The sequence below is a fragment of the Streptomyces sp. NPDC057900 genome (genome assembly GCF_042887885.1).
In the GTDB taxonomy this organism is placed as follows: domain Bacteria; phylum Actinomycetota; class Actinomycetes; order Streptomycetales; family Streptomycetaceae; genus Streptomyces.
Map to the genome: position 1 here is coordinate 352576 of NZ_JBHVOI010000001.1, position 24521 is coordinate 377096.

Consider the following 24521-nt stretch of genomic DNA (forward strand, 5'->3'; position numbering starts at 1 on the left):
ACGTGATCGCGGCTCAGCTGTCCTGGAGAAGCCCGAGCACGTTGCCGTCGGGGTCCGTGAAGGTGGCCACCAGGCGGCCGCCGCCGACATCGTGCGCGGTCTCCTTCACGGTGGCGCCCGCTGCCGTCACCTCGGCCAGCTTCGCCTCGATGTCGGGCACCTCCCAGTAGGTCACGGGCGAGCCCGCGCCCTGTCCTCCCCCGTCCGGCACCAGCCCGATGTGCTGGCCCCCGGCCTCGTAACCGACGTAGTAGGGCGCGTCCGCCGTCGGCGCCACGCCGAGCAGGGCGGTGTACACCGCCTTGGCGGCCGCCAGATCGGACACGGGGTGCAGAACGGTCTTGATTCCCTGAGTGGCAGAGCCGGACATGGTCGCTCCTGTGGTTCGTGGGGCGCGTCGGCCCCGTGTGGACGCTCGCGCCGGGCCGACGCCGGGGTTCGGGGTCGGGGGTCGCGGGCCGCGCCCGGTGCCGGGCGCTCGGTGTCTGGCCATCACGCTAACCGTGGCCCGGTGACCGCGCTTCTCCATTCCTGACCGGTCCGGCCGGTGGCCCAGGACCCGGCCGCGACCCTTCGCCCGGCCGCCCACGCCCCAGGTCAGGGCGATGGACGGGACGGATTGCCGCTTTCCGGCACCGGGTCCATGCTGGTGTGATGGGTGACGAGGCCGGCCCCGAGCTCATCGCGTACGTCGAGCGCGCCCTGCGAGTGATGGAGGCGGCAGGGGCGCACTCGTCGGATGTCCCCGTGCGGCAGCTGGCCCGGGAGGCGGGTCTGCCGGTGGCCACCGTCGAGCGGCTGCTGAGGGTCCTCGCACGGGACGGCTACCTGACCGAGCAGGCCCACGGTGTGTTCACCCTCCCCGCGGAGCGCCGGGCGCCGGGCGGCGGGCGCGGGCTGCCCGACCGTATCCGGCCCGCCCTGAAGAGCCTGCGGGACGACCTCTCGGCCGCGGTCTACCTGACGTTGTACGAGGAGGGCGAGATCCGGGTCATGGAGATCGTCGACAGCGCCCGCGCGCCGCGCGTGGACCTCTGGGTCGGGTTCCAGGACGCCGGACACGCAACGGCCCTCGGGAAGAGCGTGCTGCGGGAACTCGACGGGGCGGCGCGCGCGGAGTACTTCTCCCGGCACCCGCTGACCGACCTCACGCCCCGCACCATCACGCGCAGGGAGGAGCTGCTGCGGCAGCTCGACTCCGCCCCGGCGGCGCCGGTCGTCATGGACCGGGAGGAGTACGCGCGCGGTACGACCTGCATAGCCGTGCCCGTGTACAGCGGTGACCAGATCGGTTCGCTCGGCATCTCCTTCCGGTCGGACCGGATGTACCGGACCACCCGGGTCCGGGCCGGGCTGCTGTCCACGGCGATGCGCGTCACCATGGGCCTCTCGCTTCCCGACTGAACCCGCTGACTCCCGACTGAGCCCAGCTGGGCGGAAGTTCGGGAGAAATCCGTGGCGGTTCGTTGTCACAGGCGATACGATCACCGCGATGACGACTCACTCTGTTCACAGATTGGGGGACCCGTCCGCGCAAGGTGAGTGCTGATGCTCACCGAGACCGCGAACCGGGATTCCCGTATTTCCTACTGGCTGCGCGTGCGCGAGTTCGCCGTGCCGCCCTCCATGATCGAGACCGCGACCACCCGCCGTTCCGTCGGCGACTGGGCAGGGGCGTGCGCCGCCGCGGGTATCGACGTCGATCTGAACCTGCGTTCCGTGGCGTGCGCCCACGGCCGTGAGCTGGCCTCCCGGATCCGGGCGGATCTGCGACATCTGGCGCCCGACCTGCTGCGCTGGCATCTGCCGAGGATCGCTCCCGACGGGCTGCTGCGCCCGGGGCTGACCATGGCCCTGGCCCGGTACGACGGCGGGGGCCGGGACGGCCCGTGCCCGCCCCAGCTCGTGATCCGGACCCCGCCTGCCTGGGCGGACGGCGGTCAGCGGATCAGCCTCGCGCTGTGGGACGGTTCCCTCTCCGAAGCGGGCGCGCGCCGGCACCCGCATCCCCACCCCAGCCGGCGGTTCCGGCTCGATCTGCACCGCCATCTGTGGGACGCGCGCCGGGCCGGCGAACTGCGGAGCCGTGCCGGGGCCGATCGGCCGCCCCCCGGCGGGGATCCCGGCCCGGAACGGCGACTGCCGGGGCCGCATCGCTTCGCCGTTGACCGGTGGGCGGACGAGGCCGGGATTCTGCTCCGTGCCGAGGGGCTGCCCGCCGGTCCCGTCACCGTGCGGTGCGGGGCCCGGCACCGGCTGCTCCTGACCCCGGTCGCGAAGGGCGACGGGGACGGGAACGCGTACGGGTACGGGGATGGCGAGGCGGACGAGAACGGGGACGGCCCGCCCGTGCTGCGAATCTCGGCCACGCCCTCGGACAGGGCCGCCACCCTGCCGGTCCTGCCCGACGCGGCGGTCTGGGTGCCGCCCGACCTGGAGCTGCTCCGCGCCGGTGCGATCGGGGCCGGGCGGCTGCACCCGCTGGTCGCCTCGGCCCTGGCACCGGACCACACCACGGTCAGCGCCAGCCGTGACCCGGACCCGACGGGAGGACCGCGCCTCGTCGAGTGCCGGGGCGCCCGGCACCGGATCGGCCTGGTCAACGGGGTGCTGGCGGCGCTCGACCACGATCCGGACGAGATCCGCCGCGAGGAGCTGCTGGTCGCCCTGACCGGTACCCCGCTCCCCTGTCTGCGGGCCATCGACGAGGCGCACCGCCGTCCGCACTGCCTCACCGGTGTCCGGGAACGGCTCGTCCACGGCGACATCACCGGAGCGCTGGCCGTCGTCGAGGGTCTCCTGGGCCCCGGCGCGGTGCTGCGCAACGGCGCGCTGCGGGACGAGCTGGAGGCGGCCGCACGGCGGCGGGTCACCCACGGACTGTTCAGAGCCGGCCTGATCGGGGGCGGCCCCCGATCCGCGCCCGACCGGGTCCCCCCGGACCGTGCGCCTTCCCGTTCCGGTGGCCGCACCTCACGCCCGCGCCGGGCGACCCTCCGCTGACCCCGAGGCGCTGCCCCGCGCGCCTCGTACGCACACCTCATACACAGGCTTCCGCCACGACGCGTCCTGCCACGGACCGACATAACCGACAGGTGATCAGACATGCCCGTATACGCACCGTTCGCGACTCCCGACACCTCGGCCGAGCCTCCCGCCGCCCATGCCCCCCAGCTCGACGTCGCCGCCGATCTGCTCGCCCTGCTGCGCGACACCGGCACCGAGCCGCGCCCCGACACCCAGCTGGAGGCCCTGACCCTGGCCGTGGCCGCCGACCTGCCGGTGATCCTCTGGGGCGAGCCGGGGATCGGCAAGACCGCCGCCCTCACCCAGCTCGCCGCCTCCCTGGAGCTGCCGCTGACCACCGTCATCGCCAGCGTGCACGAGCCGTCCGACTTCTCCGGGCTGCCCGTCGTCGGGGACGACCCGGCGGAACAGGGCGTCCCGATGGCCCCGCCGGACTGGGCCGTACGGCTCGTACGGGCGGGCCGCGGCCTGCTGTTCCTGGACGAACTGTCCACCGCGGCCCCGGCCGTTCAGGCCGCCCTGCTCCGCCTCGTGCTCGAACGGCGGATCGGGTCCCTGCGACTGCCCCCGGAGGTACGGATCGTGGCGGCGGCCAATCCACGCTCCTCGGCCGCCGACGGCTGGGAGCTGAGCCCGCCCCTGGCCAACCGGTTCGTCCACCTCCAGTGGACCCATGACCACGAGGTCGTGGTGCGCGGCCTCGGCGGGACCTGGCCCCGTGCGACGCTGCCGAGGCTCTCCCCCGACGGGCTGCCGCAGGCGGTGGACTTCGCCCGCCGGGCGGTGTGCGGGCTGCTGGCCGCCCGCCCCGCGCTCGTGCACCGGCTGCCCGGCAACGAGGCCCGCAGGGGCGGTCCCTGGCCCTCGCCCCGTACCTGGGACATGACGCTTTCGCTGATCGCCTTCGCGACCGCGGCCGGCTCGTCCCGGGACGTGCTCTCCGCACTGGTGCGGGGCACGGTGGGGGACGGTCCGGGGCTGGAGCTGCTGGCGAGCCTGGACCGGATGGACCTCCCCGATCCCGAGACCCTGCTCGCGGACCCGGCGCGGGCCGCGCTGCCCGAACGGGGTGACCTGCGGCAGGCCGTGCTGGACGGAGTGGTGGCCGCGGTCCGCAACCGTCCTGCCAAGCCCCGCTGGGACGCGGCGTGGGAGCTCCTGGTCCGGGCCCTTGAGACCGGGGCCCCGGATCTGGTGGTCGTCCCCGCGACCACTCTCGCCTCACTGCGCGAGGACGACTGGGACGTCCCCGCCGCCATCGAGCAGCTGGCCGGGGTCGTCTCGCTGTCCCGCCGGGCGGACCGGGCAGCGGCCCGGACGGCGGCCGCCGAGCAGGCCCGCCGATGACGCCCCGGACACCGGGAGCACCCGGAACGCCCGCCGCGCCGGTCCCGCTGGACCTCGGCAAGCTCTTCGCCGCCCGGCTGCACGCCGCCAGGGTCCGCCCCTACCTGGCGACGGCGCTGTTCGCGCTGCACACCGTCGAATCGCGGCGGGTGCCGACGATGGCAGTCGACCGGCACTGGCGGTGCTACGTATCCCCGGCGTTCGTGGCGGCGACCCCGGTGGAGGAGCTGGCCGGGGTGTGGGTGCACGAGATCTCGCATCTGTTGCGCGACCACCACGGGCGCGGCGACCGGGTCGCGCGGGAGCGCGGGCTGACCGGCCCCGGGGACCGGCTGCGGATGAACATCGCGGCGGACTGCGAGATCAACGACGACGTGTTCGGCGCGGGGCTCGCCCGGCCGGAAGGCGCCGTCCGGCCGCAGACCCTCGGGCTTCCGGAGGGGGAGCTGATGGAGGACTACCTGCGGCAGTTCCGGCTCGGGCCGCGCACCCAGAGCCTGGCCTGGCTGGACTGCGGCAGCGGGGCCGACGGGCTGGAACGGGAGTGGGACCTGGGGGCGGACGGCGCGCACGGCCTCAGCGCACAGGAACGGGACGCCGTCCGCTTCCGGGTGGCGCAGGGCATCACCGGCCGCCCGGGGGACGCCCCGAAGGGGTGGCAGCGGTGGGCGGAGGAGGCGTTCCACCCGCCGCAGGCGTGGCGGGAGTTGCTGGGGGCGGCCGTACGCTCGGCGGCCTCCGGGCCCGGTACGGGTCAGGACTACACCTACGGCCGCCCGTCCAGGCGCTCGGCCGGGGTACCCGGCGCGGTACTGCCGAGCCTGCGCCGTCGGCCGCCGCGCGTCACCGTGATCATCGACACCTCCGGTTCGGTCAGCGACGCCGAGCTGGGCAGCGCGCTCCTTGAGGTCGCCGCCATCTCCCGCACCGTCGGCGGCCGCCGGGACCTGGTCAGCGTCCTGTCGTGCGACGCGGCCGCCGGGGTCGTCCTCCCGCTGTGCCGCGCGGAGGGCCTTCCCCTGGTGGGCGGCGGGGGTACGGATCTGCGCTCGGGTTTCACCAGGGCGCTGCGGGCGCGGCCCCGTCCGGATGTCGTGGTGGTGCTCACGGACGGGCAGACGCCGTGGCCCGCCGAGCGCCCGGCGTGCCGGACGGTGGTGGGGCTGTTCCCCCGGCAGCACGCGCGCGGGTCGTGGCGCGAGGACGATCCCGACTACGTGCCCGACTCGCCGCCCGGGTGGGCGCGCACGGTGGTGATCGGTTCCTCTTCCGCCGCCGGGTGAGGTGTCCGGTGAGGCCCGGCGGCGTTGCCCGAGAGGCCCGGTGGCGGGCCGCCTGCTAGGGTCATCACGCTGTTCAGCGTGTACGGAGGAGATCAGACATGGCGGGTGACGACGACATCTCCGGGTGATACCCGGAGCTGACGGCCACCGGCGGGCGCCCAGGAGCGCAGCCGAAGTGGCCATGTCGTTGTTCCCTCTGTCCACTGCCCCGGGGCCGCACTCCGTGCTGTCCCGGAATCATCCGCGAGGTCTCCCGCATGTCCGACGCTTCCCTCATCTGCTCCGGTCTCTCCTTCTCCTGGCCCGACGACACCCCCGTATTCCATGACCTGTCCTTCGCGATGGGGAGCGGCCGTACGGGTCTCGTCGCTCCCAACGGGTCCGGCAAGAGCACCCTGCTCAAGCTGATCGCCGGTGAACTCCGCCCCACCGCGGGCTCCGTCTCGGTGGGCGGCACCCTCGGTTACCTGCCGCAGAGCCTGCCGCTGACCGGTGATCTGACGGTGGCCGAGGTGCTGGGCATCGACGCCGTCATCCGGGCCCTCGACGCCGTCGAATCCGGTGATGTGGGCGAGGACCACTTCGCGGTCATCGGTGACGACTGGGACATCGAGGAGCGCACCCGCGCCCAGCTGGACCGGCTCGGCCTGGCCGGCATCGCCCTCGACCGGAACATCGGCACGCTCAGCGGCGGGCAGGTCGTCTCCCTCGGTCTGGCGGCCCAGTTGCTGAAGCGGCCCGATGTGCTGCTGCTCGACGAACCGACCAACAATCTGGACCTCGAAGCCCGGCACTCGCTCCATGACGCGCTCGACGCGTGGGGCGGCACCCTGCTGCTGGTCAGCCACGACCGGGCGCTGCTCGGCCGCATGGACCGCATCGCCGAACTCGGCAGCGACGAACTACGCCTCTACGGGGGGAACTTCACCGCGTACGAGGAAGCCGTGCGGGCCGAGCGGGAGGTGGCCGAGAAGAACGTGCGCAACGCCGAGCAGGAACTGAAGCGGGAGAAGCGGGAAATGCAGCAGGCCCGCGAGCGCGCCGAGCGCCGGGCGAGCAACGCGGCCCGCAATCTCAAGAACGCCGGTCTCCCCCGCATCTTCGCGGGGAACATGAAGCGCGGCGCCCAGGAGTCCGCGGGCCGGGCCGGGCAGACCCATTCCGCCCGGGTCGGCGAGGCCAGGGCGCGGCTGGACGAAGCCGGTCGCGCGGTACGCGACGAGCAGCGCATCACCCTCGAACTGCCGGACACCGTCGTCCCCGCCGGACGCACCGTCCTGCTCGCCGAGCGGGTGCGGGTACGCCTCGGCGGGCGGGAGCAGTTCGCCGGTGAGGGCGTCGACCTGACGATCCGGGGGCCCGAGCGCATCGCGCTCACCGGACCCAACGGCGCGGGAAAGAGCACCCTGTTGCGTCTGATCAACGGCGAACTCCAGCCGGACGGCGGCGAGATCAGGCGGTCCGAAGGACGGATCGCCTATCTGTCGCAGCGGCTCGACCTGCTCGACCTCGACCGCACGGTGGCGGAGAACTTCGCCGCGTCCGCCCCGCACCGGCCGGAGGCGGAACGGATGAACCTGCTCGCGCGCTTCCTCTTCCGGGGCGACGGCGCCCACCTCCCCGTCGGGTCGCTGTCCGGTGGCGAGCGCCTGCGGGCCACCCTCGCCTGCGTCCTGTGCGCCGAACCGGCCCCGCAACTGCTGCTCCTGGACGAGCCGACCAACAACCTCGACCTGACGAGCGCCGATCAGCTGGAGGGCGCGCTCAGCTCGTACCGGGGAGCGTTCGTGGTCGTCAGCCACGACGAGCCCTTCCTCACCAGGATCGGGGTGGACCGGTGGCTGAGGCTGGCGGACGGCGAGCTGCTGGAGAGCGGGGCTCCGCGGATGTGACCCGCTGACGTGCCGTCCTGGCCCGCGCCCGAGGCCGACCGCCCGGCGGGCCGCGAACCGATCACGTTGGATGGGACCACCATGACCGCACCCGCACTGCTCGCCCACGACATCGTGCGCACCCTCGGCTCGAAGCGTGTACTCGACGGGGTGTCACTCACCGCCGCGCCCGGCCACCGCATCGGCCTGATCGGGGAGAACGGTGTCGGCAAGTCGACTCTGCTGCGCCTGCTCGCCGGTACGGACGAGCCCGACGGCGGCAGCGTCACCAGGCCCGCAGATGTCGGCTTCCTGCACCAGGAGATGGCCTTCGACGCCGAGGCGTCGATCGCCGACGTGCTGGACGACGCCCTGCGCGAGGCACGGGAGGACCTCGCGGCCATCGACCGGCTCACGGAGGAGCTGGCCCGCACCCCGCAGGACTCCCCCGGATACCCCGAACTGCTGGCGGCGTACGGCCGGCGGCTGGAGCTGGCGGAGGAGCGGCAGACCTGGGACGCCGACCGGCGCGCCGCCGTCCTGCTCACCGGGCTCGGGCTCTCGGCTCTGCCGTACGAACGCGCCCTCGGGTCGCTGTCCGGCGGGGAGCGCGGCCGGCTGGCGCTGGCGGCGCTGCTGGTGCGGCGTCCCTCCGCCCTCCTGCTGGACGAGCCGACCAACCACCTCGACGACGAGGCCGCCGCCTTCGTGGAGGAGCAGCTGCGCGGGATGCCCGGGCCCGTCGTGATCGCCAGTCACGACCGGGCCTTCCTGGACGCGGTCTGCACGGATCTGATCGATCTGGATCCGGCCGTCGACGGGCCCGTGCGGTACGGCGGCGGCTACAGCGCCTACCTGGCCGTGAAGCGGGCGGAGCGGGCGCGCTGGGAACGGCGTCACGCCGAGGAGCAGGAGGAGATCGAGGCGCTACGCCGCTCCGCGGACGTGACGGCGCGGCAGGTCGCGCCCGACCGGGGTCCGCGCGACAGCGAGAAGATGGGGTACGGCCTGCGCGCGGGCCGGGTACAGAGCCAGATCGCGCGCCGGGTCCGCAACGTCTCGCGCCGGCTGGCGGAGCTGGAGCGGCATCGGGTCGGGGAGCCTCCGCAGCCGTTGAGGTTCCGGCACTCGGGGCTCGCGGACGCGTCGGCGGAGGGCACCCTCGTGTCCCTGCGCGGGGTGCGGGTGCCGGGCCGCCTCGCGGTCGAGCGGCTCGATGTGACGGCGACCGAGCGGCTGCTGGTCACGGGCGGCAACGGCGCGGGGAAGTCGACGCTGCTCGCCGTGCTCGCGGGGCACCTGGTCCCGGAGGGCGAGGTGGGCAGGCGGCCGGGGCTGACGGTCGGGCTGCTCGCGCAGGACACCCGGTTCGCCCGGCCGGACCGTACCGTCCGGGACACGTACGAACGCGCCCTGGGCGCGGACCGGGCGGAGGAGGTGCCGCTCATCTCGCTCGGCCTGATGCACGAGGCGGATCTGGACAAGCAGGTGGGACGGCTGTCGGCCGGCCAGCGCCGCAGGCTCGCGCTGGCCCTGCTGACGGCCCGGCCTCCGCAGCTCCTGCTGCTCGACGAGCCCACCAACCATCTGTCCCCGAGGCTCTGCGACGAGTTGGAGGAGGCGCTGGGCACGGGCCCCGGCGCCGTCGTGCTGGCCAGTCACGACCGCTGGCTGCGCGAGCGCTGGCGGGGCCGCGGCATCCGGCTTCAGCCGGAGCGGGCCGCCGTCGGGTAGCGCACGAACAGGACGCCGTGCACGTCGGCCTCCGGTGCGCGGTAGATGTGGGGGACGTCGGCCCGCCACTGCGCGGACGCACCGGGGCCGACCGTCCGGGTGTCGTGCGGCGGGCCGACGACCGCGGTGCCCGCCAGCACCATCAGGCTCTCCCCCGTGCCCGGGACGTGCGCCTCGGACTCCTGGGTGGCGCCCGCGCGGATGGTCACCCGGAAGACGTCGGTGACCGCCGCCGCGTCCTCGTACCGCTCCAGCAGGACCGCGGTGACGGCGCTGCCGGAGACCCCGGGGAGGCTGCCGTCGGGGCCGGGGATGCCTTTCGGCGCCGGGTCGCTGAGCAGCGCGCTGAGCGGCCGGCCGAGCGCGGTGGCGAGTGCGTAGAGGGTCTCCAGGGTGGGGTTGCGCCGTCCGCTCTCCAGCTCGGAGAGCGTGCCCTTTCCGACCCGGGAGCGCCGGGACAACTCCGAGAGGGACAGGTCCTGTTGGTGCCGCAGCGCCCGCAGCCTGCGCCCCACGTCCTCGTTCAGCCCCATCGGCGTCCACCCGCCTCCCTTCCCGGTTGACGGGTGTCGGCCCGCCTCTCTAGTGTTCCACGAACAGAACGTTCTGTATACGGAACACGCTCGCGGCACGCCGGTCCCGCCGCTGGTCAACGGCGTCCCGCACCGCACAGGGGAAGTGGCTCACCATGTTCGTGATCGCCCGCATTCGCTCGGCCGCGCCGCCCTCGGCCGTGGCCGCCGGACTGATCGCCGTCATGGTCGGGGTCACCAGCTCCGCGGCCCTGGTCTTCACCGCGGCGAAGGCCGCCGGGGCGGACTCGCGCGAGATCTCCTCCTGGATGCTCGCGCTCGGCGTCGGCCTGGCCTGCACCTGCGTCGGGCTGTCGCTGCGCTACCGGGCCCCCGTCGTCACCGCGTGGTCGACGCCCGGTGCGGCGCTCCTCGCGACCGGCCTGAGTGGTGTCTCCATGCCCCAGGCGATCGGCGCGTTCGTCTTCTCCGGGCTGCTCATCCTGCTGAGCGGGGTGACCGGCTGGTTCAGCCGCCTCATGGGCCGCATCCCGGTACCGCTGGCGGCCGCACTGCTGGCGGGGGTCCTGCTGCGGTTCGGCACCGGCCTGTTCAGCACGATGCACGGCAGTTTCGCGGTCGCCTTCCCGATGTTCGTGCTCTACCTGCTGGGGCGGCGCCTGCTCCCCCGGTACGCGGTGCTGCTGGCGCTCGGCGCCGGGGTGGTGGCCACTCTGTTCACCGGCGGCTGGCAGCCGGACAAGGTCCGGTTCGCCCTGGCCACCCCGGTGTTCGTCACCCCGGAGTTCGACTGGAAGGTGCTCGTCAGCGTCGGCGCCCCGCTGTTCGTGGTCACGATGGCGTCCCAGAACCTGCCCGGAGTGGCGGTGATCCGGGGCGCGGGCTACGACGTGCCGGTGTCCCCGCTGATGACGTGGACCGGGGCGGCCAACGCCGTACTGGCACCGTTCGGCGCGTTCGGCCTCAACCTCGCCGCCATCACGGCCGCCATCTGCACGGGCGAGGAGGCCCATCCGGACCGCGACAGGCGCTACCTGGCAGCGGTCTGGGCGGGTGTCTTCTACCTCTGCGTGGGCCTGCTCGGCGCGACCGTCGCCTCGCTCCTGACCGCGATGCCGCACGCGCTGGTCCTGGCGATCGCCGGAATCGGCCTGCTCGCCACCATCGAGTCCTCCCTGTCCACGGCCCTGGCCGACAAGTCCTCCAGGGAGGCGGCCGTCGTGACCTTCCTCGCCACGGCCTCCGGAGTGACGCTCCTGGGCATCGGATCGGCCTTCTGGGGACTGCTGGCGGGCCTGATCACCAGCGCGATCGCGTCGTTGGGGCGGACCGGCCGCGACGCCCCGGCAGCGACCCCGGAGCCGGAACCGTCACCGCGCGAACTCCGCGTCCCGTAACGCGGGCCGGGGCCGGTGGCCGGCAGACCGGCCACGTGCGCGGCGGCCCCTGTCCTGTCCGTGGAACGGAGTTGCCGCGCACGGCGTGAGCACGGTGGGATGGACTCCATGCCGAAAGCGCTTGCGCCCGTCCCCGCCGAATCCCTGGCACCCTTCGACCACCTGGACCACCGCTACCGCGGTGAGAACCCGGTACGCACCCTCGGCCATCTGTTCCGCCCCGACCGCGGCCGGCTGGCACTCGCGGTCCTCGTCTTCGTCGTGAAGCACAGCCCGATCTGGCTGCTTCCGCTGATCACCGCGACCGTCCTCGACGTGGTCGTCCAGCACGGTCCGGAGTCCGGACTCTGGGAGTCCACCGGCATCCTGCTGGTCGTCCTCGTCATCAACTACCCGCTCCACCAGTGGTACGTACGGCTCCTCGGCGGCAGCATCCGCCGGATGGGCATCACCCTGCGCTCCGCGCTGTGCCGCCGGATGCAGCAGCTGTCCATCGGCTACCACGCCCGGGTCAGTTCGAGCGTCCTGCAGGCCAAGGTGGTCCGCGATGTGGAGTCCGTGGAACAGATGGTGCAGCAGAGCGCGGACATGGGTCTCGGCGCCGTGGTCACCCTGATCGGCGGGCTCGTCGTCATCGGTGTGCGCGTACCGGCGTTCCTGCCCGTCTTCCTGGTGGTGGTGCCGGCCGCCGGGTTCCTGGTGATGAAGCTGCGCGCGCGGCTGCGCAGCCACAACGAGTCCTTCCGCCGCGAGGTCGAGCAACTCTCCTCCCGGGTGGGTGAGATGACCACGCTCATCCCCATCACCCGCGCCCACGGCCTGGAGCGAACCGCGCTGGGCCGGGTCGACGGTTCGCTCCGCCAGGTGTTCGCCGCAGGGCTTCGCCTGGACACGGTCAACGGCCGGTTCGGCTCGCTGGCCTGGGTCATCCTCAACACGCTCGGGGTGCTGTGCCTGACGGGCTCCGCCCTGGTCGCCTATCACGGGTGGATGCCGGTCACCGCGGGCGACGTGGTGATGCTCAGCTCCTTCTTCACCGTGCTGACCGGCTCCGTGACCACACTGCTCGGTCTCGCTCCGGTGCTCACCAAGGGCCTGGAGTCGGTGCGTTCGGCCGGCGAGGTGCTCCAGGCCCCGGACCTGGAGCAGAACGCGGGCAAGGCGCAGGTGGAGCGGGTCACCGGTCATATCGACTTCGAGGACGTCGGATTCGCCTACGACGGAGCGGACCCCGCGGTCGACAGGTTCACCCTCTCCGCGCGGCCGGGCGAGACCATCGCGCTGGTGGGCGCCTCCGGCGCGGGGAAGTCGACCGTCCTCAACCTGCTCATCGGCTTCATCCGGCCCACCTCCGGCCGCATCCTGCTCGACGGCGCCGACATGGCCGGGCTCGACCTGCGCAGCTACCGGCGCTTCCTCTCGGTGGTACCGCAGGAGTCGATCCTGTTCGAGGGCAGCATCCGCGACAACGTGACGTACGGGATGGGCGACACGGACGAGGAAACGCTGACGCGCGCCCTGGCGGACGCCAACGCCCTGGAGTTCGTACGGGACCTGCCGCTCGGCCTGGACACGGTCGTCGGCCAGCGGGGTGCACGGCTCTCGGGCGGGCAGCGGCAGCGGCTCGCGATCGCCAGGGCGCTGATCCGCGACCCCCGGGTGCTGGTGCTCGACGAGGCGACCTCCGCACTCGACAACCACTCGGAGGCCCTGGTCCAGGAGGCGCTCTCCCGGCTGGTGCACGGGCGGACCGTCTTCGTCGTCGCCCACCGCCTCTCGACGATCCGGAACGCGGACCGCATCGTGGCGATGGAGGGCGGGCGGATCGCGGAGGTCGGTTCGCACAGCGAACTGCTGGACAGCGGCGGGGTGTACGCGGGGCTCCAGCCGGCCCGCCCCTGACACGCGCCCGAAGTCCCGCGTCCGGCTCACACCGGACGCGGTATGAGCACCCCGGTGGCCCGGGAGGTCCGTGGACCTCCCGGGCCACCGGGGTTCCGGGTCAGGGGCGCACGGTGCAGAGCGCCAGCAGGCACAGGTTGAAGCCCTGGGTATTGCTCGGGCCCGCGTTCCCGTCCTCGGCGGAGCCGCCGACCGAACAACGCGCCAGCAGGCACAGATTGCCGCCCTGTACGCCGTGGTAGGCGGGCGCGGCCCAGGCCGCCGGCTGCGCCGCCCGTATGGAGCCGCCGGCCGGGGCCGTCCGCCCGGCCGCGCCCGCACCGGCCGCCGACGTGATCACCAGTACTCCCGCGGCTGCCAGGGCCGCACACCAACGCGGGACTGCTGAGGGGATGTTCATGGACGCTCCAGAGATCTCTTGAGTACTCGACATCCGACATGGACGATTCGAGGCCGACGGGCTCCCGGCTTGGCCGACGGCTCGAATCGATTACTCATTCGGCTGATACGCACTCGTGAAGCGCAAACCCCCACCTCGTCATGCTGTGTCCCGCATCACATCACCAATCCAACACCTTTGTGACTTCGAACGACTGATGTGACAGCCCAATCGGGACGACGGTGGCATTTCCGTAGGTGTGTGGGGCCGTGCCGGCGCCTCAGAGGTGTGCTTCACAGCAGCGATGCGTGAACGCGCCCCGGCCCGTGCTCATTCCGCCCTGCCCCGGCGCTCCGCCACGGGCCGTCTCCGTACCGCAGGCCTTCCACAGAGGTGAGAACGCGTGACCGACGCACCGCACACAACGACTTCGCATGATGATGTTCCGCTGACCTCGGCCCAGCGTGGCATCTGGTTCGCGCAGCGCGTCGGCGCGGACAGCGCGGCGTACAACGTGGCCGAGTACGCCGATGTCCGGGGGCCGCTGGACCCAGCCGTCCTGCGGGCCGCGGTCGGCCATGTGGTGGACGGCACCGAAGCCCTGCGGGTGACCTTCGTCGAGCGCGACGGTGTCCCCTTCCAGCGGGTCCACCGGCCCGGCGCCACGGACCGGCCCCCGCTCGACGTCCCACTGGTCGACCTCTCCGGCCACCAGGACCCCCACGGCGAGGCGTTGCGGCGGATGGAGGCGGCGCTGCGGCAGCCCGCCGACATCGTCACCGGCCCGCTGGTGCGTCTGACCCTCTACCGCCTCACGGACACGCGGCATCTCTTCCACCAGCAGGTGCACCACCTGGCGCTCGACGGCTACGGCGCCGCCCTGGCGCTCGCCCGGATCGCCGACGCCTACACCGCGGCGCTCACGCCGTCCGAGGCGCAACCGCCGCTGACCGGCGGGGCGCTCGCGCTCCTCGTCGACGAGGAACACGCCTACCTGGCATCCGGTCAGCACTCCGCCGACCGCGAGTTCTGGACGCGCTACTTGTCGGACTCCCCCGTGCCCGCAAGGCCCGACGCGAGCGGGCCGGTGTCCGGACGCGGGTCGCTGCGGGTGCGCGCGGAGGTGTCGCCCGACCGGGCGGACCGGCTGCGGGCGGCGGCCAGGGAGTCCGGGGTGGCCTGGCCGACGTTCTTCATGACCGCGCTGGCCGTCTACACGCACCGGAGCCGAGGAGTCGGCGAGGCCGTCCTGGGCCTGCCGGTCACAGCGCGGCGCACTCCCCTGGCCCGTGCCACACCGGGCATGCTCAGCTCCATCCTGCCGATGCGTCTGACGCTCGCCCCGTCCGACCGGGTGTCCGACGTGGCGAAGCGGGCGTCGGCGGAGGGCCGCAAGGTACTCCGGCATCAGCGGTACGCGACGGAGGAGCTGCGGCAGGATCTCGGACTCGCCGGTACGGATGTGCCGTTGAGCGGCCCCACGGTCAACATCCTGGCGTTCGACGACAGTCTCAGCTTCGGTCCGCACCGGGCCACCCTGCACAACCTGGCCATCGGCCCGGTGGACGATCTCGCCGTCGCCGTGCACGCCTCGTACGCGGACGGCGGGCTCCACATCGACCTGCACGGCAACTCCGCCCGCTACACACCCGAGGAGCTGGCCGGGCACCACCGCCGGCTGTGCCGGCTGATCGAGCAGTTCACCGACGACCCGTCCCGCACGATCGGCTCGCTGGACTTCCTCAGCGAGGCCGAGCGCCGGCTCGTCCCGGGCCTCGCCGCACCGCACCGCGCCGCCCCGGACAGCACCGGCGGCGTGCCGGTCACCCTGCCCGAGCAGCTCGACCGGCAGGCCCTGGCCACCCCGCACGCGACCGCGGTCGTCTCCGGGGACACCCGGCTGACGTTCGCGGAGCTGAACGGCCGGGTCGACGCCCTCGCCGCGGTGCTGGCCGCCGCCGGGGCGCGGCCCGGCGCGAAGATCGCCGTCGGTCTGCCCCGTTCCACCGAACTTGTCGTGGCGATGCTGGCCGTGATGCGCGCGGGAGCCGCGTACCTGCCGCTCGACCCCTCGTATCCGGCGGAGCGGCTCGCCTTCATGATCGAGGACTCGGCCCCGGCCGCGCTGGTCGCGAACTCCGGGACCGCGCACGTCATCGATCCCGCACGGGCCCTGCCGCTGGTGGATCCGGAACTCGTCCGGCAGGAACCCGATGTGAGCACGCCGGTCGGGCCCGGACCGAGGGACACCGCGTACGTCATCTACACCTCGGGCTCCACCGGAAGGCCCAAGGGCGTCGTCGTCGAGCACCGCTCCCTGAGCAATCTCCTCGAACACCACCGGCAGGAGTCCCACGCCCTGGCGGAGGAGACCTACGGCAGGGGGCTGCGGGTCGCGCTGACGGCGGCGACCTCCTTCGACGCGTCCTGGGACCCCGTCCTGTGGATGGCGGCGGGACACGAACTGCACATCATCGACGACGACGTCCGGCGCGACCCCCAGGCGCTGGTGAACCACCTGGTGCGGGAACGCATCGACGCCATCGAGACGACACCCACCTATCTGCGGCAGATGCTCACCGCAGGCCTGCTCACCGCCCCCGCGCACCGGCCACGCGTCATCGCCCTCGGCGGCGAACCCGTCGACGAGGCCCTGTGGCGGGAGCTCGCCGAACGGGACGATCTCCTCGTCTTCAACTTCTACGGACCGACGGAGGCCACGGTCGACGCGGTCACGACCCGGATAGCCGGCCGGAACCCGGTCATCGGGCGGCCGGTCACCGGCGCCCGTGCCTATGTGCTCGATCCCTCGCTCCACCCGGTACCGCGCGGCGGCACCGGTGAGCTGTACCTCTCCGGCGAGGGCGTGGCCCGCGGCTACTCCGGACGGCCGGGACTCACCGCGGAACGCTTCATGCCGGACCCGTTCGGGCCGTCCGGCGCCCGCATGTACCGCACCGGGGACCTCGCGCGGTGGGGCGATGACGGGATGCTGGAGTTCCTCGGCCGCGGCGACGGCCAGATCAAGATCCGCGGTCACCGCGTGGAGACCGGCGAGATCGAGGCGGCCCTGCGGGAGCTGCCCGGGGTGAGCGAGGCGGCGGTGACCCCGGTCGCGGTGCGGGAAGGCGAGGAGCGCCTCGCCGCCTACCTGGTGCCCGCCGACGCGAGTGCCGCCCCCGGTCTCGAAGCCGTACGGGACGCCCTGGCCCGGGTTCTTCCGGGCCACATGGTGCCGTCCGCCTACGCGACGGTGGAACGGCTGCCGCTCACCCCGAACGGCAAGCTGGACCCGGGCCGGCTGCCCCCGGCCCGCCCGGTGGCCGTCCGGGGCGGCGCGCCGCGCACGCCTCAGGAGGAGCGGATGTGCGCCGTGTTCGCCGAGTGCCTCGGCCTGACAGAGGTGGGGCGGGACGACGGCTTCTTCCTGCTCGGCGGACACTCTCTGCTGGCGACCCGTCTGGTCGGGTTGATCCGGGCCGGGTTCGGCGTCGAGCTGCCGATCCGGGCCCTGTTCGAGGCGCCCACACCGGCCGGGCTCGTCGCGCTGCTGGACACCGCGCCGCCCGCGCGCCCCGCGGTGGGCCCGGTGCGTCCCCGCCCGCGGCGGCTGCCCGCCTCGTTCGGGCAGCAGCGCCTCTGGGTGACGGAGGCGATGGGCGACGCGGGAGCGGCCTATCACCTGCCGCTGGCGCTGCGGCTGTCCGGTGCGCTGGACCGCGATGCCCTCTCCGCGGCGCTCGATGACGTCGTCGCGCGGCACGAGAGCCTTCGTACGGTCTTCTCCGAGGACGCGGAAGGGGTCGTCCAGCGCGTGCTCGAACCGGGCGCGGCCGATTCTCCGCTGGTGGTGCGGGAGGCCTGCGACGCGCAGGACGTACGGCCCGATCCCGCCCCGTTCGCGCTGGACCGCGAACTGCCGCTGCGCGCCGAGCTGTTCCCGGCCGGCACCGATGAACACGTACTGCTGCTGGTGCTCCACCACATCGCCGCGGACGGCTGGTCGGTCGGCCCGCTGCTGCGGGACCTCTCCGCCGCCTACACCGCCCGCGCCCTCGGGGGTGCGCCCCGCTGGGAGCCGCTGCCGGTGCAGTACGCCGACTACGCGCTGTGGCAGCGGTCCCTGCTCGGGGACCCCGGACAGCCGGACAGCGTGGCGGGACGCCAGCTCGCGCACTGGACCGCGGCGCTGGAGGGCCTGCCCGAACAGTCCGGATTCCCCGCGGACCGGGCGCGTCCCGCCAGGTCCACCGGCCGTGGCGGGCGCGTCCCGGTCGTCGTCGGCCCGGCCGCGCACCGGGCGCTCGTCGATCTGGCCGCTGAGAGCGGGGCCAGCGCGTTCATGGTGCTGCACGCCGCGCTCGCGGCGCTGATGAGCAGGCTGGGCGCGGGCGACGACATCGCGATCGGGACCCCGGTGGCGGGGCGCACCGACGAGAGCCTCTCCGAACTGGTCGGCTTCTTCGTCAACACCCTGGTACTCAGGGCCGACACGTCCGGAGCCCCGAGCTTCCGGGAGCTCGTGGCGCGGGTGAAGCGCAGCGACCTCGCGGCCTACGCGCATCAGGACCTGCCCTTCGAGCGCGTCGTGGAGGCACTGGCACCGGAGCGCTCCGCCTCCCGGCATCCCCTCTTCCAGGTCATGTTCAGCCTCAACAACACCCCTGTCCCCCGCCCGGTGCTACCGGGCCTCGCGGTCAGCCACCAGAGCTCGGTGCGCGGCACGGGGGCCAAGTTCGATCTCACCTGGGACCTGGCCGAGCGCTTCGACCGCGCGGGTGCGCCCGCCGGGATCGAGGGGGAGCTGGAGTTCAGTCACGATCTCTTCGACCCGTCCACGGCGAAACGGTTCGCCGAGCACTTCTCCCGGCTGCTCACCGCCTTGCTCGCCGGTCCGGACGGGCCCGCCGACGACGTCTGCTTCCTCACCCCGGTCCAGCGCGCCGAGGCCCTCGACGAACCGCCTCTGCGAGCAGGCGCCCGCCCGTCACCCGGATCCTCCGGCAGCGGCGTCCCGGACCTGACGGTGCTGGACGTCCTCGCCACCCGCGGCGCCCTGCAGCCCGGCCGGACCGCCGTCGTCGCGCCCGACGGGCGGCTGACCTTCGGTGAACTGCTGGCCCGCACGGAGCACCTCGCTCGGCGCATCCGGCAGGCGGGGGCCGGCCACGGCGACCGGGTGGCCGTCGCCATGCCCCGTACCACCGGACACATCGTGGCGCTGCTGGCCGTACTGCGGGCCGGGGCCGTCCACGTACCGCTGGACCCCGCCCAGCCGGCGGCCCGCAACCAGCTGATCCTCGACACGGCCGCGCCCCGGCTCCTGCTGACCGCGGCCGGAACGGACAGTTCCCTTCCCGCCACAACACCCCGGCTGCTGCTGGACGGGCCGGTTCCCGGGGACGCCGCCGCAGGTCCGCCGCCGCCCGCGCCACGGGCGGGGGACGCCGCGTACGTGCTGCACACCTCGGGCTCCACCGGGCTGCCCAAGGGCGTCACGGTGGAGCACGGCGCCCTGGCCGCCCTGTACGCGAGCCACCGCGAGCGGCTCATGGAACCGGCGGAGGCCTTCAACGACGGCCGTCCGCTGCGGGTCGCGCTGACGGCGGCCATGACCTTCGACGCCTCCTGGGACCCGTTGCTCTGGATGATCGCCGGACATGAACTCCACCTGGTGGACGACACCACCCGGCGGGATCCCGAGGCCCTGGCCGCTCTGGTCCACGATCGCGCGATCGACGTCATCGAGACGACCCCGTCCTTCCTCGGACAACTCGCGGCGAACGGCCTGTTCACCACCGGCCGGCGCCGCCCGAAGGTTGTGGCGCTCGGCGGCGAGGCCCTGGGGGAACGGCTCTGGGCGAAGCTCGCCGCGCTCCGCGACGTCACCGTGTGGAACCTCTACGGGCCCACCGAGACCACCGTCGACAGCGTGATGGGCCAGGTCGTCCCCGGCGTCCGCCCGCACCTGGGCCGTTCGGTCGCGGGCACCCGGGCCCGGGTTCTGGACGCGCGGCTACGGCCGGTCGCCCCGGGCACCACCGGCGAGCTCTACGTGTCCGGGGCGGGGCTGGCCCGGGGCTACGAGAATCTCCCGGCGGCCACCGCGTCCCGCTTCGTCCCCGATCCCTACGGGGCCCCCGGTGCCCGCATGTACCGCACCGGTGACCTCGTACGGCGGCAGGACGGGCTGCTGGTCTTCGTGGGGCGGGCCGACGGCCAGGTCAAGGTCCGGGGATTCCGGGTGGAGACCGGCGAGGTCGAGAGCGTGCTCAGCGGCCATCCGGACGTGGACCGGTGCGCGGTCGCCGCGGTCGCGGGGGCGGACGGCGGGCGGCTGGCCTGCTGGGTCGTCCCGAGGGACGGCAGCCGTCCCTCCGCGCGTGAGCTGCGTTCCTTCGTGGCGGAACGGCTGCCCGCGTACATGGTGCCCGCCACCGTGACGCACCTCGGCTCGATACCCCTGACACCGCACGGCAAGGTCGACTTCCGGGCACTGCCGCCGGGCGAGGACGCCCCGCCCCGCCGGGACGCGGACGCCGACGGGGCGGCAGCGCAGTCGCCGCGTTCGCCGCGGGAGGAGATCCTGTGCGCTCTGTTCGCGGAGTGCCTGGGCCACGAGCACGTCGGCAGGGACGAGGACTTCTTCGAACTGGGCGGCCACTCGCTGCTGGCCACCCGCGTCGTCGGCCGGGTCCGGACCGCCTTCGGTGTGGAACTCCCGCTGCGCGCGCTCTTCGAGTCCACCACCCCGGCGGCCCTCGCGAGACGGCTGGACGGGGCGGGCGCGGCGCGGCCCGCGCTGCGCCCGGCGGTGCGGCCCGACCGCCCCGCGCTGTCCCCGGCCCAGCAACGGCTGTGGTTCCTGAACCAGTTGGACCCGGAGGGAGCCTCGTACCACATCGCCTTCGCCGTGGAACTGGACGGCGTGCTGGACCGTTCGGCGCTGCGGCTGGCCGTGACGGACCTGGTGGCACGGCACGAGAGCCTGCGAACCCTCATCGGGGTGTGCGACGGCGAGCCGTTCCAGGCCGTCCTCGCTCCCGACGACGCCCGGCCCGATATGCCCGTGCGGGCGGTACCGGAAGGCGATGTCCGGACGGCGCTGCGCGAGGCGGCGGGACGCCCGTTCGACCTGGCCCTTGAGATCCCCCTCCGCGCGGAGCTGTTCCGCACATCGGCGGAACGCCACACGCTGCTCCTGGTCGTGCATCACATCGCGGCCGACGGATGGTCGATGGGCCCACTGGCGCGGGACCTGGCCGAGGCCTACGCGGCCCGGACCGCCGGGCGGCCGCCCGGCCTGGCACCGCTGTCGGTGCAGTACCCGGACTATGCCCTGTGGCAACGCGGCCTGCTGGGCGGGACCGATACCCCCGATTCGCTGATGTCCGGCCAGCTCGCCTACTGGAAGGCGGAGATGGCGGGCGCACCGGCGGAGACACCGCTGCCCGCCGACCGTCCCCGGCCGGTCGTGCCGAGCGGCCGGGGCGGTTCGGTGACCTTCCGCGTGCCCCCGGCGACGACGGCGGGCATCGCGCGGCTGGCCAGGAAGTCGGCATCCAGCACCTTCATGGTGCTGCACGCCGCGCTGGCCGCCGTGCTGCACCGGACCGGTTCCGGCGACGACATCACCCTCGGCACCCCCGTGGCGGGCCGGACCGACGAAGTGCTGGAGCCGTTGGTGGGGTTCTTCGTGAACACCCTGGCCCTGCGCGCCGACATGAGCGGCGACCCGGACTTCGCGGAGCTGCTGGCCCGGGTACGGGAGACCGATCTCGCCGCCTACGCCCACCAGGACCTTCCGTTCGAGCGGCTCGTGGAGGAGGTGCGGCCGGTTCGTTCGCTGAGCCGCCATCCGCTCTTCCAGGTGATGCTGACCCTCAACAACACCCCGCCGCCCCACACGGAGCTGCCCGGACTGCGGACCCGGGTCCACGAGGTCGACACGGCGGCGGCCAAGTTCGATCTGTCGTTCAGCTTCACGGAACGGCAGGACGGCGACGGCGGCACGTACCTGGACGGCACGCTGGAGTTCGGCCGGGACCTCTTCGACACCGCCACCGCTCGCCGGATCACCGAGTGGTTCCTCACGCTGACGGCGCACGCGGTCGAGGCGCCGGACACCCCGCTGGCCGATCTGCCGGTGCTGGCCGGACCGGAGGAGTCCCGGCTGCTCGCCCTCGGCGACGGCGGAACCGGAGCCGAAACCGGGACCGTCCTGTGCCGGTTCGCCGAAACCGTCGCCGCGCGCCGCGAGGCCGTCGCCGTGGTCGCCCCGGACGGCGAGGCGACCTTCGCACGGCTCGACGCCCGCTCCGACCGCATCGCGGCCCTGCTGCGCGCCGAGGGTGTCCGGCCGGGTGAGTGCGTCGCGGTACTGCTGCCCCGGTCCCTCGACTCCGTAGCGGCGCTGCTCGGTGTGCTGAAGGCGGGCGCGCTCTACGCACCGCTCGACGCGAGCCTCCCGGACGGCCGGATCGCGGCGGTGCTGGACGACGCGCGGCCCGCGCTGGTCGTCGTCGCCGGCGCGACCGGGCACCGGCCGACCGGCCCGTGGCGCCCCCTGGTGCTCGGCGGCGCCACGGAACCGGAACCGGCCACCGCCACTCCCCCGCCCACGGCCCGTCCGACCCCGGGCGACGCCGCGTACCTGATCCACACCTCGGGTTCCACCGGCCGTCCCAAGGGCGTACGGGTGGGACACGGTTCGCTCGCGCGGCTGCTGGACCACCACCGCCACCAGGTCTTCGCACCCGCCGTCCGGGCACGCGGCGGGCGACGGCTGCGGGTGGCGCTGACCGCGGCGCTGTCCTTCGACGCGTCCCTCGACCCCCTGCTGTGGATGATCGACGGGCACGAACTCCACCTGCTGGACGACGACACCCGACGCGACTCCGAGGCCCTGGTGGACGTCGTGCGCTCCCGGGAACTCGACGTGCTGGAGTCGACCCCGACCCACGTCGGCCATCTCCTGGAGGCGGGACTCCTGTCCGCCGGGACCGGCCATCGCCCGACGGCCCTGATCCTCGGCGGCGAGGCGGTCCCGGCCGCGCTGTGGACGGCGCTGCACAGCGTCGCGGACGTGCAGAGCTGGAACTTCTACGGTCCCACGGAGACCACCGTCGACACCCTGGTCGCCCGGATCTCCGACACCGCCCGCCCGGTGCTCGGCGGTCCCGTGACCGGCACCCGGGTCGCGCTGCTCGACGAGAGGCTGCGCCCGGTACCGCTGGGGGTGACCGGGGACCTGTACCTCTCGGGCCGCAGCCTGGCGCACGGCTACCACGACAGGCCCGCCGAGACCGCCCGCAGCTTCGTTCCCGACCCCTACGGCCCGGCATCGAGCCGGATGTACCGCACCGGCGACCGCGCGGTGCGCGCACCGGACGGCTCGCTGCTCTTCATTGGGCGCGATGACGGACAGATCAAGGTGCGCGGCTTCCGGGTCGAACCCGACGAGGTGGCGACGGTGCTGACCACGCACCCCGATGTCGTGGCCGCCGCCGTGGTCGCGCGCGTGGACGGCGCTGCGGGGACCCGGCTCGACGCCCATGTGGTGCTGTCCGCCCCACCGGAGGGCGAGCGGGCCCCGGCGGAGCCCGAACGCCTCGCGGCGCTGAGGGAGTTCGCGGCCGGGCACCTGCCCGGCTACATGGTCCCGTCGGGCTGGCAGAGCCTGGACCGCCTCCCGCTCACCCAGAGCGGGAAGCTGGACCGGAACGCGCTGACCCGCCCGGCGCCCCTCGGCGTGACGGACACCGAGGGACGCAGCCCCCGCAACCCTCGCGAGGACGTCCTGTGCACGCTGTTCGCCGAGGTGCTCGGCGTCGAACGCGTCCTGATCGACGACGACTTCTTCGCGCTGGGCGGCCACTCGCTGCTCGCGACCCGGCTGGCCGGACGCGTCCGGACCGCGCTGGGCGTCGAGCTCAGCATCCGGAGTCTCTTCGAGGCGCCGACGGTGGCCCGGCTCGCGGAACGGCTCCTCGACGGCGCGCGGGACAATCCGCTGGCGACGCTCCTGCCGCTGCGGACCACGGGCAGCCGGCCCCCGCTGTTCTGCGTCCACCCGGCGGGCGGACTCGCCTGGTCCTACGCCGGTCTGCTGCCCCATCTCGATCCCGGCCAGCCGGTGTACGGGCTGCAGACGCCGAATCTGGACGGCGGCGAACCGTTCCCGGCGAGCATCGAGGAGATGGCCGCCGTCTACGTGCGTGAGCTCCGCGCCGTCCAGCCGGCCGGGCCGTACCACCTGATGGGCTGGTCCTTCGGCGGCAACGTGGTGCAGGAGGTCGCGGTCCAGCTCCAGGAGGCCGGGGAGCGGGTGGCGCTGCTCGCGATTCTGGACGCCTTCCCGCTGGCTCCGCTGGACGACCTCGACAACGCGGACCGGGACACAGTGTTCCGGGCGCTGCTGTCCAACATGGGGGTGGGCGAGGAGGGCCTCGGCCGGGAGGGCGCGGTCGGGGCGAGCGCGGTCCGCGACGCGTTCCGCCGCAGCGGGAGCCCGCTCGGTTCGCTGGAGCCCTCCGTCATCGACGCGATGGTGGACAACTTCGCCGGCCAGGCCCGGCTGATGCGGAAGTACACACCCCGGCGCTTCGAGGGACCTGCCCTCTTCTTCACCGCCACCGAGGGCCGTCCCGCCGACACCTTCGGACTCGGCCTCTGGGCGCCGTACATCAGCGGCCCGGTCGAGAACCACGACGTGGCGTGCGCGCACGCCCAGATGATGCGGCCCGACGCCCGCGCGCTGATCGGGACCACGCTGGCCGGCGCGCTCGGCGCCGGCCACGACACCAACCAGGGAGAGACCCGATGACCAACCCCTTCGACGACCCGCAGACCCAGCACCGTGTCCTGGTCAACGACGAGGACCAGCACGCCCTGTGGCCCTCCTTCGCCGAGATCCCCGCGGGGTGGCGGGCCGTGTACGGACCCGCCGACCACGCCGCGTGCCTGGACTACGTAGAGGTGCACTGGACGGATCTGACGCCCAGGAGCGCCCGCGTCGCCATGGCCTGACCCACCCGATCACCGCACCC

13 protein-coding genes are annotated in these 24521 nt (G+C 73.7%); 10 read left to right on the forward strand and 3 right to left on the reverse strand.

The genetic code is table 11. The annotated features are described in order from the left end of the window. Nucleotides 1–13: 13 nt before the first annotated feature. Nucleotides 14–370 (reverse strand): VOC family protein, encoded by a 357-nt coding sequence (locus ACFVQ0_RS01385; RefSeq protein ID WP_390083394.1) that lies wholly within the window; start codon nt 368–370, stop codon nt 14–16. Nucleotides 371–654: 284 nt separating this feature from the next. On the opposite strand from ACFVQ0_RS01385, the gene ACFVQ0_RS01390 reads away from it, so the two are divergent. The 6 genes from ACFVQ0_RS01390 (at nt 655) to ACFVQ0_RS01415 (ending at nt 9262) form a co-directional block, all read left to right on the forward strand. Then, on the forward strand, nt 655–1404 hold the full coding sequence (locus ACFVQ0_RS01390; RefSeq protein ID WP_390083396.1) for an IclR family transcriptional regulator: 750 nt from the start codon (nt 655–657) through the stop codon (nt 1402–1404). 144 nt (nt 1405–1548) lie between these two features. Then, nucleotides 1549–3003, forward strand: a complete 1455-nt coding sequence (locus tag ACFVQ0_RS01395; RefSeq protein ID WP_390083397.1) for a hypothetical protein — start codon at nt 1549–1551, stop codon at nt 3001–3003. A 102-nt stretch (nt 3004–3105) separates the two neighbouring features. Further along, nucleotides 3106–4374 carry an AAA family ATPase gene (locus tag ACFVQ0_RS01400; protein WP_390083399.1) on the forward strand — a complete coding sequence of 423 codons (1269 nt, stop codon included), beginning with the start codon at nt 3106–3108 and terminating at the stop codon, nt 4372–4374. Beyond that, nucleotides 4371–5657 (forward strand): VWA-like domain-containing protein, encoded by a 1287-nt coding sequence (locus ACFVQ0_RS01405; RefSeq protein WP_390083401.1) that lies wholly within the window; start codon nt 4371–4373, stop codon nt 5655–5657. Before ACFVQ0_RS01400 ends, ACFVQ0_RS01405 begins: the two co-directional genes overlap by 4 nt. Before the next feature lie 257 nt (nt 5658–5914). Then, nucleotides 5915–7549 (forward strand): ribosomal protection-like ABC-F family protein, encoded by a 1635-nt coding sequence (abc-f, locus tag ACFVQ0_RS01410; RefSeq protein ID WP_390083403.1) that lies wholly within the window; start codon nt 5915–5917, stop codon nt 7547–7549. A gap of 81 nt (nt 7550–7630) precedes the next feature. Then, entirely contained in the window at nt 7631–9262 is a 1632-nt protein-coding gene (locus ACFVQ0_RS01415) for an ABC-F family ATP-binding cassette domain-containing protein (RefSeq protein WP_390083405.1), read from the forward strand. Here ACFVQ0_RS01415 and ACFVQ0_RS01420 read toward each other — a convergent pair. Next, the gene (locus ACFVQ0_RS01420; protein ID WP_390083407.1) at nt 9235–9795 is read right to left on the reverse strand and encodes a helix-turn-helix domain-containing protein; all 561 of its coding nucleotides are present in this window, start codon (nt 9793–9795) and stop codon (nt 9235–9237) included. The genes ACFVQ0_RS01415 and ACFVQ0_RS01420 overlap by 28 nt on opposite strands. A gap of 155 nt (nt 9796–9950) precedes the next feature. On the opposite strand from ACFVQ0_RS01420, the gene ACFVQ0_RS01425 reads away from it, so the two are divergent. Both ACFVQ0_RS01425 and ACFVQ0_RS01430 read left to right on the forward strand, forming a co-directional pair. Next, on the forward strand, nt 9951–11192 hold the full coding sequence (locus tag ACFVQ0_RS01425) for a benzoate/H(+) symporter BenE family transporter (protein ID WP_390083409.1): 1242 nt from the start codon (nt 9951–9953) through the stop codon (nt 11190–11192). A 108-nt stretch (nt 11193–11300) separates the two neighbouring features. Then, the gene (locus tag ACFVQ0_RS01430) at nt 11301–13094 is read left to right on the forward strand and encodes an ABC transporter ATP-binding protein (RefSeq protein ID WP_390083411.1); all 1794 of its coding nucleotides are present in this window, start codon (nt 11301–11303) and stop codon (nt 13092–13094) included. A gap of 100 nt (nt 13095–13194) precedes the next feature. Here ACFVQ0_RS01430 and ACFVQ0_RS01435 read toward each other — a convergent pair whose 3' ends face one another. After that, nucleotides 13195–13494: a hypothetical protein gene (locus ACFVQ0_RS01435; protein ID WP_390083413.1), complete on the reverse strand. Its 300-nt coding sequence runs from the start codon at nt 13492–13494 to the stop codon at nt 13195–13197. A gap of 382 nt (nt 13495–13876) precedes the next feature. Here ACFVQ0_RS01435 and ACFVQ0_RS01440 point away from each other — a divergent pair, with 382 nt between their 5' ends. Continuing rightward, complete coding sequence (locus ACFVQ0_RS01440) at nt 13877–24298, forward strand: amino acid adenylation domain-containing protein (protein WP_390083415.1); 10422 nt, start codon at nt 13877–13879, stop codon at nt 24296–24298. Then, nucleotides 24295–24501, forward strand: coding sequence for an MbtH family protein (locus tag ACFVQ0_RS01445; protein ID WP_390083417.1), 207 nt, complete (start codon nt 24295–24297; stop codon nt 24499–24501). The genes ACFVQ0_RS01440 and ACFVQ0_RS01445 overlap by 4 nt, the downstream gene beginning before the upstream one ends. Nucleotides 24502–24521 lie beyond the last annotated feature (20 nt).

What these genes read in the sequence shown, in the direction of transcription:
- ACFVQ0_RS01385 (WP_390083394.1), bottom strand. Translation starts at nt 370, where the DNA reads ATGTCCGGCTCTGCCACTCAGGGAATCAAGACCGTTCTGCACCCCGTG.
- ACFVQ0_RS01390 (WP_390083396.1), top strand. Translation starts at nt 655, where the DNA reads ATGGGTGACGAGGCCGGCCCCGAGCTCATCGCGTACGTCGAGCGCGCC.
- ACFVQ0_RS01395 (WP_390083397.1), top strand. Translation starts at nt 1,549, where the DNA reads ATGCTCACCGAGACCGCGAACCGGGATTCCCGTATTTCCTACTGGCTG.
- ACFVQ0_RS01400 (WP_390083399.1), top strand. Translation starts at nt 3,106, where the DNA reads ATGCCCGTATACGCACCGTTCGCGACTCCCGACACCTCGGCCGAGCCT.
- ACFVQ0_RS01405 (WP_390083401.1), top strand. Translation starts at nt 4,371, where the DNA reads ATGACGCCCCGGACACCGGGAGCACCCGGAACGCCCGCCGCGCCGGTC.
- abc-f (WP_390083403.1), top strand. Translation starts at nt 5,915, where the DNA reads ATGTCCGACGCTTCCCTCATCTGCTCCGGTCTCTCCTTCTCCTGGCCC.
- ACFVQ0_RS01415 (WP_390083405.1), top strand. Translation starts at nt 7,631, where the DNA reads ATGACCGCACCCGCACTGCTCGCCCACGACATCGTGCGCACCCTCGGC.
- ACFVQ0_RS01420 (WP_390083407.1), bottom strand. Translation starts at nt 9,795, where the DNA reads ATGGGGCTGAACGAGGACGTGGGGCGCAGGCTGCGGGCGCTGCGGCAC.
- ACFVQ0_RS01425 (WP_390083409.1), top strand. Translation starts at nt 9,951, where the DNA reads ATGTTCGTGATCGCCCGCATTCGCTCGGCCGCGCCGCCCTCGGCCGTG.
- ACFVQ0_RS01430 (WP_390083411.1), top strand. Translation starts at nt 11,301, where the DNA reads ATGCCGAAAGCGCTTGCGCCCGTCCCCGCCGAATCCCTGGCACCCTTC.
- ACFVQ0_RS01435 (WP_390083413.1), bottom strand. Translation starts at nt 13,494, where the DNA reads ATGAACATCCCCTCAGCAGTCCCGCGTTGGTGTGCGGCCCTGGCAGCC.
- ACFVQ0_RS01445 (WP_390083417.1), top strand. Translation starts at nt 24,295, where the DNA reads ATGACCAACCCCTTCGACGACCCGCAGACCCAGCACCGTGTCCTGGTC.